At 33.2% G+C, this 10,402-nt stretch carries 11 protein-coding genes; 3 read left to right on the top strand and 8 right to left on the bottom strand.

All coding sequences use genetic code 11. The features are described from left to right. Window positions 1–8: 8 nt before the first annotated feature. The 5 genes from AB671_RS03630 to AB671_RS22700 all read right to left on the bottom strand — a co-directional run bounded on the left by AB671_RS03630 (window position 9) and on the right by AB671_RS22700 (window position 5,383). Entirely contained in the window at window positions 9–1,340 is a 1,332-nt protein-coding gene (locus AB671_RS03630; RefSeq protein WP_066680050.1) for an amidohydrolase, read from the bottom strand. A 148-nt stretch (window positions 1,341–1,488) separates the two neighbouring features. After that, entirely contained in the window at window positions 1,489–2,772 is a 1,284-nt protein-coding gene (gene hemL / locus AB671_RS03635) for a glutamate-1-semialdehyde 2,1-aminomutase (protein WP_066680048.1), read from the bottom strand. A 95-nt stretch (window positions 2,773–2,867) separates the two neighbouring features. Next, window positions 2,868–3,926: a glucosaminidase domain-containing protein gene (locus AB671_RS03640; protein ID WP_066680112.1), complete on the bottom strand. Its 1,059-nt coding sequence runs from the start codon at window positions 3,924–3,926 to the stop codon at window positions 2,868–2,870. An 81-nt stretch (window positions 3,927–4,007) separates the two neighbouring features. Continuing rightward, window positions 4,008–4,916, bottom strand: coding sequence for a 1-aminocyclopropane-1-carboxylate deaminase/D-cysteine desulfhydrase (locus AB671_RS03645; protein WP_066680047.1), 909 nt, complete (start codon window positions 4,914–4,916; stop codon window positions 4,008–4,010). A 140-nt stretch (window positions 4,917–5,056) separates the two neighbouring features. After that, window positions 5,057–5,383, bottom strand: a complete 327-nt coding sequence (locus tag AB671_RS22700; RefSeq protein WP_066680046.1) for a hypothetical protein — start codon at window positions 5,381–5,383, stop codon at window positions 5,057–5,059. A 31-nt stretch (window positions 5,384–5,414) separates the two neighbouring features. Between AB671_RS22700 and AB671_RS03655 the strand changes: the two genes are divergently transcribed. From AB671_RS03655 to AB671_RS03665, 3 genes are all read left to right on the top strand, one after another. Continuing rightward, window positions 5,415–5,597, top strand: coding sequence for a DUF5522 domain-containing protein (locus AB671_RS03655; protein WP_047480711.1), 183 nt, complete (start codon window positions 5,415–5,417; stop codon window positions 5,595–5,597). A 1-nt stretch (window position 5,598) separates the two neighbouring features. Next, window positions 5,599–6,126 (top strand): DUF4136 domain-containing protein, encoded by a 528-nt coding sequence (locus tag AB671_RS03660; protein ID WP_066680045.1) that lies wholly within the window; start codon window positions 5,599–5,601, stop codon window positions 6,124–6,126. Between the two features lie 174 nt (window positions 6,127–6,300). Continuing rightward, a complete protein-coding gene (locus AB671_RS03665; protein ID WP_066680110.1) occupies window positions 6,301–8,094 on the top strand; it encodes an endonuclease in 1,794 nt (597 codons plus the stop codon). A gap of 221 nt (window positions 8,095–8,315) precedes the next feature. Here AB671_RS03665 and AB671_RS03670 read toward each other — a convergent pair whose 3' ends face one another. The 3 genes from AB671_RS03670 to AB671_RS03680 all read right to left on the bottom strand — a co-directional run bounded on the left by AB671_RS03670 (window position 8,316) and on the right by AB671_RS03680 (window position 10,188). Next, window positions 8,316–9,272 (bottom strand): hypothetical protein, encoded by a 957-nt coding sequence (locus AB671_RS03670; RefSeq protein ID WP_066764724.1) that lies wholly within the window; start codon window positions 9,270–9,272, stop codon window positions 8,316–8,318. Between the two features lie 38 nt (window positions 9,273–9,310). Then, the gene (locus AB671_RS22165; RefSeq protein ID WP_157444112.1) at window positions 9,311–9,586 is read right to left on the bottom strand and encodes a hypothetical protein; all 276 of its coding nucleotides are present in this window, start codon (window positions 9,584–9,586) and stop codon (window positions 9,311–9,313) included. 329 nt (window positions 9,587–9,915) lie between these two features. After that, window positions 9,916–10,188, bottom strand: coding sequence for a hypothetical protein (locus AB671_RS03680; RefSeq protein ID WP_066680040.1), 273 nt, complete (start codon window positions 10,186–10,188; stop codon window positions 9,916–9,918). Window positions 10,189–10,402 lie beyond the last annotated feature (214 nt).

Raw genomic sequence — 10,402 nt, forward strand, 5'->3', positions numbered from 1 at the left:
TTATTTAATTAAAATACCACGTTCCCTCTATAAATAAGAGATTCTACGTTTGAAATTCTTGATACCGCTTCTGCAGAACAGCTTGCATTGAGCAGAACAAAATCGGCATTATCACCGGTTTTCGGCCATTGCTGAACGCCTTTATCATCCAAAGGAGTTAGATTTGCCGTTGCTAATTTTAAACTTCTTGAAAGCAAAAATTCAGTCGACTGACCGTAAAGCTGGGCAAAAAGATTGGCTTTCTCCAAAACACTTCCGGTTCCGTACGTATTCCAATGATCGACGATACTGTCGTTTCCGGTATAAACGGTTACATTATGTTTTTGTAAAGTCGGAAGCGGCATGATCAGATTTCCGATAGGGATCGTTGAAGCAATTCCCACTTGAGCGTTACCTAATTTTTCTGCAATCTCTTCCTGTTTTATTTTATCTAATTTTCCTAAGACAAAACAATGACTAAAAAATGTTTTTCCTTTCAGAGAAGGGTTTTCATTCACTTTATCGATAAGATATTCAACCGTTTTCAAACCTGATTCTCCGGTTTCATGCAAATGAATATCAATTCCTTTTTGATGGTCTAAAGCGAGTTGTACCGTAAAATCAATTGTTTTTTCAATCGCGCCGTCAATCGTGTAAGGATCTACTCCACCAATAAAATCGATATTCATCTGAGCCGCTTCTTTCAAATAAGGAACAGAATCTTTGTAAAAAACTCCGTGTTGCGGAAAAGCTACAATTTCTGCTCCGAAACTTTTCTTTTTATTATCTAAAGCTTTCTGTAGATTTTTCAAAGAATCGAGCTTGGAAGTTGGTTCAATATTCACATGACTTCTTGCAAAAGCAGTTCCTTTAGACTGAATCAATTCAATCATTTTTTCTGCTTTGTAGGTAGAGTTTTTCAGAATTTCCGGCATAATCTGTTCTTCCAAAGCAATCATTCCTTTTACTCCGCCTTTTCTTTTTCTTACAGCCTGCCATTTGTCGCCATAAAAAGTTTTATCGAGGTGAATGTGCATATCTTTAAAAGCCGGAAGCATCAGAAATCCCTTTGCATCCACCGCTTTCGCTTTCGGATTATTTGGAGCTATTTTTGTAATTTTTCCGTTTTCTGTTTCCACTAAAAACAAATCTGTCTTTGTAGAAATCACTTCGCCTTCTTCATATTCAAAACCGGTTTCAAGGCGGACATTTTTAAGAATTAATTTACCATTTACTCCTAAAACTTTATCTTCAGAAAGCGTTTTTGCACTCATCACTTTAGGCGTTAAAGTAATTCCAGCCATTGCTAAAGCAGAGCTTTTCAAAAAATCTTTTCGCGAAATATTATTAGACCTTTCCATATTCAATTTCTATGATACAAAATTAGTAAGAACTAAGGTCTTAGAATTGTATCATTTATCACATTGCTTGTATGAATTTTTGATTTTAGAGAAACAAAAAAGGATGAAGTTTTAAACCTCATCCTTTGTAAATTTATGTTTTATGATCTTAAGAATACTGAAATTTTCTTACAGCTTCTAAAGTCATATCGATTTCTTTGTCTTTGATCGCATCGCTGATGAAATACGTTTCATAGCCACTTGGCGGAAGATAAATTCCGTTGGTTAGCATCTGATGAAAGAAATTATTGAATAATGCATGATTAGCATTCTGTGCCTCATCAAAATTAGAAACCGCATTGATGTGGAAGAAAACCGACATCATTGAGCCTTTTCTGTTGATCCTGTGCTCAATTCCTTTTTCACTTAAAATTTTTCCGATTTCAAAGTCTAACGTTTCTGTTGTTTTAGCTAATCTGTTGAAAAATTCAGGGTCATTTTTAATAATTTGCAAAGTTTTTAAACCTGCTCTCATTGCCAAAGGATTTCCACTTAGTGTTCCTGCCTGATAAACGCCACCTTTTGGAGCCAAATGGTCCATAATTTCGTTTCTTCCAGCAAAAGCTCCTACCGGAAGTCCACCTCCGATCACTTTTCCATAAGTTACCAGATCGGCTTTCACATTAAACAATTCCTGAGCGCCACCAAATGCCAATCTGAAACCTGTCATTACTTCATCGAAGATCAATAAAGCTCCGTTTTCGTCACAGATCTTTCTTAATTTTTGTAAGAAATCATTTTCAGGAAGTACACAACCCATGTTTCCTGCAACCGGCTCAATAATTACCGCTGCAATTTCACCCTGATTATGTCTGAACAGATCTTTTACCTGCTCAAAATCATTATATCTTGCTAACAAAGTATCTTTTGCTGTTCCAGCCGTTACGCCCGGAGAATTTGGATTTCCAAAAGTTGCTGCACCACTTCCCGCTTTTATCAAAAATGAATCTGAATGACCATGATAACAGCCTTCAAACTTGATGAATTTATCTCTTCCTGTAAAACCTCTTGCCAGTCTGATTGCGCTCATGCAAGCTTCTGTTCCTGAAGAGACCATTCTGATCTGGTCGATATTCGGAACATTTTCAGTGATGAATTTTGCGATCTCAGTTTCCAATTCAGTGGGTGCACCAAAAGAGAAGCCTTTTTCTGCCTGAATTTTTAATTCTTCTAAAACTTCAGGATGTGTATGACCCAAAATTGCAGGTCCCCAAGAATTAATGTAGTCTACATACGTGTTGTCATCGGCATCCGTAAGGTAAGCACCTTTCGCAGATTTCATAAAAACGGGAACTCCACCCACCGATTTAAACGCACGAACCGGAGAATTTACACCTCCCGGAATATATTTGTAAGCCTCTTCAAATAAAGCTGAACTTCTTTGGTATTTCATTATTATTTAGTTGATAGTTGATGGTAATTAGTTGATAGCAATTAATTGTCAGTTCTTAAAACTAACAACCATCAACTAAAACCTAACAACTGATTTTAGTTTCTAGGTTTTTTGTCAATCAGATAAATAAGCTGTCCAGCGGATGGTTTCTGACCTTCATCCATTCTGTTTTTAGCGTATAATTTATGGAGTTTAATGCCAAATTTCTGTGCGATATCATACATATCTTCGCCAGATTCGGCTTTGTAGGTTGCTGTATTTCCTTCAGAATTTTTAGATTCCAAGAAAACGACCTCATTTTTCACTAATGCAGTTCCTTCTAGCTCATTCCACTTGGTTAATTTGCTTTCGCTAATTTTAAATTTCTTAGCTATATACTGTACATCAGTATCTTCAGGAATCACAATATACTTTAAACCGCCATTAGGATGGCTTTTGATTAAAATTGAATTAAGGATTTCTGCTTTGGTTTTTATTCTCTCCACTCTCTGTTGTTGCTGTGCATAAGAAGTCGCTTTGTAAGGAACTTTTACAGTAACAGGTGTTGTCGTTTTTTTTGTGGCTTTTGCAGGCTCCATTCTTGCCATGAAAGTACGGTCGTCTTTCAAATCAGGATATTTTTTCAAAACGGCATACAAAACTTCTTTAGAACCTACCTCATCAAACTCATACAGCTTATATTTTTCAATTTTACCGATAAGAATTGATGCATAACGAGGATTGGTAGCGTAACCTGCTTTTTTTAAACCATGTGCCCAAGCTCTATAATCTTTCATATCAAGATCAAAAAGTTTGGTGTAATATTTTCTTGTTGCCAAAAATATAGAGTGGTCTTCGTAAGATTGTTTAGGATCGTCATACACTCGGAAGCACTCATTTGGAGCATCATCGGTGTGCTTCATTGTTTTTCCGGTCCATTCTTCTTTACATTTTATACCGAAGTGGTTTTTTCCTTCCTGCGCCAAACGGCTTTGTCCGCCACCGGTTTCCAAAAGTCCTTGTGCAAGCGTAATTGAAGCCGGAATTTTGTATTTTTCCATTTCTTCCACCGCATATTGGGCAAATTTCTGGATGTATTGATCTTCTGTAGCCCAGGTCTGAGCTGAGAATTTTGATAAAACTAAAAGGCTAATTAGTAAGAAAAGTCTTTTCATGTTTTTTTGATTTTTAAAGCCAGACAAGTAATTTACTTGTATTTTAAAATGGTCGTATGAATTCATCATACTTTTTCGGCTTTACATTATTAAATTTCTATTTTGTTTTTCTAAAAGCAAATTGGCCCCTTCTATTCCTTGCAAACCTCCGGTATGAAAACACAGAATTTTACTTCCTTCAGGAAAATAATCAGCATCGATCATTTCAAAAACTTTCTGCATCATTTTTCCTGTATACATTGGTTCTAAAGGAATATTAAATTTCGCTTTAAAATCATTGATAAAACGAATATTTTCATCATTTATTTTACCATAACCGCCAAAAGCAGCATCGGTTAGATGAAAATTTCTCTTAGAGGTTAATTCTGAAATTTTGCTTTCTAAAGAAGAGTCTTCAACTACCTTAAAACCTATAACTTTCTGATTATCTTCGCAAAATTCTGAAATCCCCGCCAAAGTACCTCCGGTTCCAACTGCTGTGCAAAGATAATCAAAATCTTTTGTATCGTCATTGAGCATCATTTTTACGCCCTGAACAGCGTTTTTATTGGTTCCGCCTTCTGGAATTATTAAGGCTTCAGGAAATTCATGCTGTAAAAATTCGGTTAATTTTTCTTTATGGCGGTATTCTTCACGGGAGACAAATTTTAAATTCATTCCGTTTCTTTTGGCAAAAACTAACGTTGGATTATCCCGCCATTTTTGTTCTAATTCTTCGCCTCTTATAATACCTAATGTCTTGATTTTAGAAAAATCTCCTGTTGCAGAAACAGCAGAGATATGATTAGAATAAGCTCCGCCAAATGTTATGATCAAAGGATTTTCCGGCAGCGTTTCTAAATAATTATTAATGTTATAAAAAAGTTTCCAGTATTTGTTTCCTGAAATTTGCGGATGAATAAGGTCTTCTCTTTTGATGAAAAGTTTTACTTTTTTATTAATTAAAATTTCCTGAATCGGAATGGTTTCTGTCGGAAGTTGTAATAGCATTTCTTAGTTTAAATGATATTTATTTTAACAAAAATAGTTTTTTTGAATCACCCGTCAAAAATTCTTTGAATTTCCAATACCCTCCAGAGAATGGGAATTTTGAAACGTTTAGTAGAAAAATAATTAAAAATTGAGAATTATTATAAATATTTTCTAAAGCTCCAAAATTTTCTATTTTTTAGGTAATTTAAATCATGCTCCATTGCATAAGCTTCTCTTTCAAATGAAATTGCGTGATAGGCTGCATGTGCATTTTTTAGTCTGAAAAAATGATAATAATATTCGGCAATATATAAAATGTAAAAGAAAACTACTAATAGCTCTAATTGCTGTCTGATATGAATTTTTTCATGATTAATCAAAACTCTATTCTTCTTATCATCAGGATTTTTAATGAATATAAAAGGATAGAGTGTAATACCATTTATTTTTGTATTTTTGAGAAGCCTTTGGCACACAATTATCATGATAACAAATATAAAAGTTTTGATTTAACTTATGGCTCTTTTTGAAATCAAAGAAGGTGAAGACTTTTACTACAACGAACAGGGTTACAAAGTTTTTACCGAAAAATTCCATCTTAAACGTGGACATTGCTGTAAAAGCGGCTGTAGACACTGTCCTTACGGATACGATAAAAAGACAGACACATTTATAAAAACCAATAAAAAAAATAAATAAAATGAAGAAATATATTTTTATTTTGCTTGCGGCAAGTTTAGGTTTGTCGTCTTGTAGCCCCTTCAAAGTACGTTCAGATTATGCTCAAACTGCTAATTTTACTACTTATAAAACCTACAAAATCAGAATCGACGATTTGAAATTAAATGATATCGATAAAGAAAGAGTTTTGAATGAATTGTCTAAGCAGCTGCAGATGAAAGGCCTTCAACCAGGAGAAAATCCGGATTTGATCGTCAACGTAAAAGCAAATCACAAAAAGATTACTGAGATCAACAGTACCAACCCATATGGAATGTGGGGCTGGGGAGGCGGTTTCGGCTGGGGTATCGGAATGAACAGAACCTGGACGAGCAATTATAACGAAGGTGCCATCATTGTAGACCTTGTAGATTCTCAAACTCAAAAATTGGTGTGGCAGGGAATCGGTAGCGGAATTGACGTAGACAGACCGAAAGCCAAACAAAAACAGATCCCTCAGATGGTTGCTGAAATTATGGCAAACTATCCTCCGGGAATGAAGAAATAAAATTTTTATTTTAAATTATATTAAAAGTCAATACAAAATTTGTGTTGACTTTTTTTGTGTAAAATTTCACATAAACTTAACCTGTTTATGGAAAAGATAATTGCTTTTAAATTTAATAATAATGTAATTTTACATTCACCAAATTGTTCTATTCTTACCAAAAATTATATTATTATGAAAAAACTACTTTTATGTGTTGTATTCTCGCAAGTCGCTAATGCACAAGCTCCTGCAGGATATTACAACTCGGCGAACGGATTGTCTGGAGCTTCATTAAAAACTGCTTTAAGCAATATTATTACAAACGGACATCAAGATAAAGGTTATAACGGACTTTGGACGGCCTACAAAACCACCGACATCGATAAGAATTACGAAAATGATGGTTCTATTCTTGATATTTATTCAGAAAGACCAACTTCTACAGACCCTTACAAATTCACTCCGGGAAGTAATCAGTGTGGCACCTACTCTACTGAAGGAAATTGCTACAATCGTGAACACATCGTTCCTCAAAGTCTTTTCAATGAAGCTTCTCCGATGAAAAACGATATTCATTTCATCAGAGCTACTGATGGAAAAGTAAATGGAATGCGTTCTAATTACCCTTTCGGAAAAGTAGGAAGCGCAAGTTTCACTTCTTTAAATGGTTCAAAATTGGGAAGCTCGTCATCTTCAGGATTTTCGGGAACCGTTTTTGAACCTATTGATGAATTTAAAGGAGATGTCGCGAGAATGGTTTTCTATTTTGTGACAAGATACCAAAGCAAACTCTCAACATTTTCCACTGGAAATATGATTGGAAGTTCTGCATTTCCGGGATTACAAACTTGGGAACTGAATGTACTTTTAGCCTGGCATAATCAGGATCCAGTTTCGCAGGCAGAAATCAACAGAAATAATGCTTCCTATACTTTTCAGGGAAACAGAAACCCATTTATCGATAATCCTAATTATGTGAACCAAATTTGGGGAGGACAGGCTCCAACAACCGATACTCAAGCTCCGTCAACGGTTACTGATTTGACGGTTTCGGGAAAAACATCAAACACCGTTTCTCTTACATGGAATGCCGCAACTGATAATGTAGCTGTAAGTTCTTACGATGTTTATATGAATGGAAGTTTAAAAACGAATGTTTCTTCAACTTCTACAACTGTTACAGGATTAAATGCTTCTACAAATTATAATTTTTATATTAAAGCTAAAGACGCTACAGGAAATTCTTCAGCAAACAGTTCTACCGTTTCTGTTACGACGAATGCAGGAACAACCAATCCGAATCCTACAGGTTGTGTGAATGAAACTTTTGAAACAATTCCAACAGCAAGTTCATCATCGTATTCAACAAAAACATGGACGAGCAATGGAATTACATGGACGGCAACAGATTCAAGAAGTGATCAAACTATTTCTAACAAAGCAATTACCGTAAGAGACGGATCATTAAAATCGAGCAGCTCTGCAAACGGGATTGGGTCTTTAACGGTTACGACACAGCTTAAATTCAGTGGAAGTAATGGAAATTTTACGGTTCAGGTAAATGGAGTAAATGTTGGAACAGTTCCTTACAGCACGACGGCTACGACAACGACGATTAATAACATCAACGTTTCAGGTAATGTAGTGGTGACTTTAGTGAATAACTCTACAAGCAACAGAGTAGCGATCGATGATCTGAGCTGGACTTGTAATAATTCTTCTTCAAGACAAAGCCAGACAACAAATATCTTTGCTGAGCCTAAAGAATTACAGATCTATCCCAACCCTATTACGAATCAAGAAATTTTTGTAAAAGGAGATACGCAAAATATTAAAAAAGCGGAAATCTATAATCTTCAAGGAAAAGTAATGCAAACAATCAATAATCCTTTTAAAAACGGGAGATCAATTAAAATAAAAAGCCTTTTGCAGGGAGTTTATATTTTGAAACTTGACGAATCGAGTCTAAAATTTGTAATCAAATAGGTTTTTCAAATAAAATATTTAAAAAGACTGTTTCAATTTTGAAGCAGTCTTTTTGATTTACCATTATCTATTATAGCGCTTAGTTTTAACGCAAAGTTCGCAAAGTTTTTTTTAAATAATTAACCTTTTTTAAGTTCGCAAAGGCGTTTCACTCAGCAAAGAATAGAAAGGTATTCAAATTTAACAGACTGTAGACATCTTTTTAAAAGAAACCAATAATTTTAAATATTTTCAATTGAAAATTCTGTGGAATAGGAAACTGAAAATTCATTGTAAGAATATGATAGATTTAAAGATCTGATCATTCCGTCGTTTTTAGAAACCGTTACATTTCCAATGAAATCATCTTGGTTTTCTTCTTTACTTTTTAAAGTTTGATGTAATAAAATTTCTTCTTTATTATCTGTTAATTTTACAGTTTGCTGAACATTTAATAAGGTTTTATCTAAATTCAATTCAAAGAAAGACTTCCCGTTTTCAAAAGGATCTCGGAAAGATGAAAAGTAATTTTTCAAAAACCAATCTTCTTTCATTTTTTCATCAAAAATATGGGCATTCAAAACAGCATATTCAAATTCTTCAAGGTATATTTTAGCATATTTGTCAGGAAAAAGATCTAATAATTTTTCTTTGATCTGATTAAAATTATTTAAAATTTCTTTCTTTAAAGCAACTCGCAAAATTTCACCTTTAGCGTTTACAAAAACTTCAATCGGATATAGAAATCTCATACTTTCAATCGCCAGACTTTCCATTTTTATCTCATTCTGATTTGAAAACTGATCTTTGGTAAAATGAAAAAGATGTTCACCCAATTCATTTTTTATCCATTGTAAAGATGCGATATAAGAAAAGTGGTTTTCAACAATTTTATCTTCTACATTCGATGATTCTTTAATTGTAATTTTAAATTTTTCGTTAAAACCAATCGGATTAAAACTGATCTTCGGATTTAATTCAGGGCTTTTAAAAGGGGCATCATTTTTATCATTATATTCTTTGATCTTTGCAAGATCGGGTAACAACAGTTTTTTTCCGGGAATCAAATCATCTATAATAAGATCTTCTTTCAGACAATGTTGATTATGAAATTCTTTAAGATAAACAGGATTTTCAAGCCTGATTTTTTTAGCAATATTTTCGACGGTATCTCCGGGAAGTATAAAATGGATCATCATAGGTTTTCATCTTTCTTTGAATACTATTTTTAAGCCAGTCATTCTTTTTTTAATTCGTAAGTTTCGGTTTCCCCAACTGTTTCATTAATAAAATTACTTTTCAAAAAATATTTGTTATTGTTTTTTGTGATTACAAAAGTGGAATCTTTTTTATTTTTCAGAGAAAGTATAATTTCATTTTCGGTTTGTTTTAAAATCACTACATCTTTTTCAAAATTCTCAATGTAAGTATCTAATCCAAACTTCATAGAATCTTTTTTAATTTTTAGCCTTATCATTCCCCAACCTCTCGGATCTCCTGATTCTTCTTTCATCCTCAAAAAATTGCAGGAATAATTTCCAAGCCAGGAAAAACTTTTTGGGGAAGTTTTGGCTTCGATAATTGTTTTCGAATTTAAAGAATCAGATTTTTCACTAACCATTATTTCCTGGGAAATTTGTTTCTCTTGTTTACAAGATATGATTAATAAGATTAATAATGCTAAAAAAAATATTGACTCTGAACATGGTTTAATTTTATTCATTCTGTGTTTCAATTTTTTATATAAGTTTTCAAACTTTTATTCTATCAGATGGAAGTTAAATTTATAAAATGGAATCTTGACAAGTTAGTAAAAAAACAAATTCTATTCATTTAATTACTTTAAGATACCTTATTAGCATTGATTTTAGTATCATTAACTAATTTACCCGCAAAATTTTTGAAAGATTCAACAGCACTTGGTAATAAGTTTTCCAAGATATTTTCCTTTTCTCCTTTATGCTGTATTTTTTCAATTTGATTGGAGCGATTGTAGTAGAAAAGATAGGTTTCATCATTTGTTTCCGAAAGTACATCGTCAATATAAGTTTCTATTTCAAATTTCACTTCTTTTATATTCCCTAAATCTTTTACATTTTTAAGATTATAGGTCATTGCACAACCAGAACCACAACTTATAACAAAAGAATCACTTAGTTCTTTAGAATTGTCATTTACTTTAGTAGAGTTTTGAGTCTTTACAGAATCTTTGACGTTAATATTTATTATTTCTGAAGTGTTACTGTAATCTTCCCCAAAAACAGGAACATTTAAAAATATAGTTTTTAAATTTGGAAGACTATGAAAAACAGTAAATTTTCAGAAGTTC

Origin of the sequence: Chryseobacterium sp. BGARF1, from assembly GCF_001677955.1 — a bacterium.
Classification (GTDB): Bacteria; Bacteroidota; Bacteroidia; order Flavobacteriales; family Weeksellaceae; genus Chryseobacterium.

What these genes read in the sequence shown, in the direction of transcription:
- AB671_RS03680 (WP_066680040.1), bottom strand. Translation starts at nt 10,188, where the DNA reads ATGACCTATAATCTTAAAAATGTAAAAGATTTAGGGAATATAAAAGAA.
- AB671_RS22700 (WP_066680046.1), bottom strand. Translation starts at nt 5,383, where the DNA reads ATGATAATTGTGTGCCAAAGGCTTCTCAAAAATACAAAAATAAATGGT.
- AB671_RS03645 (WP_066680047.1), bottom strand. Translation starts at nt 4,916, where the DNA reads ATGCTATTACAACTTCCGACAGAAACCATTCCGATTCAGGAAATTTTA.
- AB671_RS22165 (WP_157444112.1), bottom strand. Translation starts at nt 9,586, where the DNA reads ATGAAAGAAGAATCAGGAGATCCGAGAGGTTGGGGAATGATAAGGCTA.
- hemL (WP_066680048.1), bottom strand. Translation starts at nt 2,772, where the DNA reads ATGAAATACCAAAGAAGTTCAGCTTTATTTGAAGAGGCTTACAAATAT.
- AB671_RS03640 (WP_066680112.1), bottom strand. Translation starts at nt 3,926, where the DNA reads ATGAAAAGACTTTTCTTACTAATTAGCCTTTTAGTTTTATCAAAATTC.
- AB671_RS03655 (WP_047480711.1), top strand. Translation starts at nt 5,415, where the DNA reads ATGGCTCTTTTTGAAATCAAAGAAGGTGAAGACTTTTACTACAACGAA.
- AB671_RS03630 (WP_066680050.1), bottom strand. Translation starts at nt 1,340, where the DNA reads ATGGAAAGGTCTAATAATATTTCGCGAAAAGATTTTTTGAAAAGCTCT.
- AB671_RS03670 (WP_066764724.1), bottom strand. Translation starts at nt 9,272, where the DNA reads ATGATGATCCATTTTATACTTCCCGGAGATACCGTCGAAAATATTGCT.
- AB671_RS03665 (WP_066680110.1), top strand. Translation starts at nt 6,301, where the DNA reads ATGAAAAAACTACTTTTATGTGTTGTATTCTCGCAAGTCGCTAATGCA.
- AB671_RS03660 (WP_066680045.1), top strand. Translation starts at nt 5,599, where the DNA reads ATGAAGAAATATATTTTTATTTTGCTTGCGGCAAGTTTAGGTTTGTCG.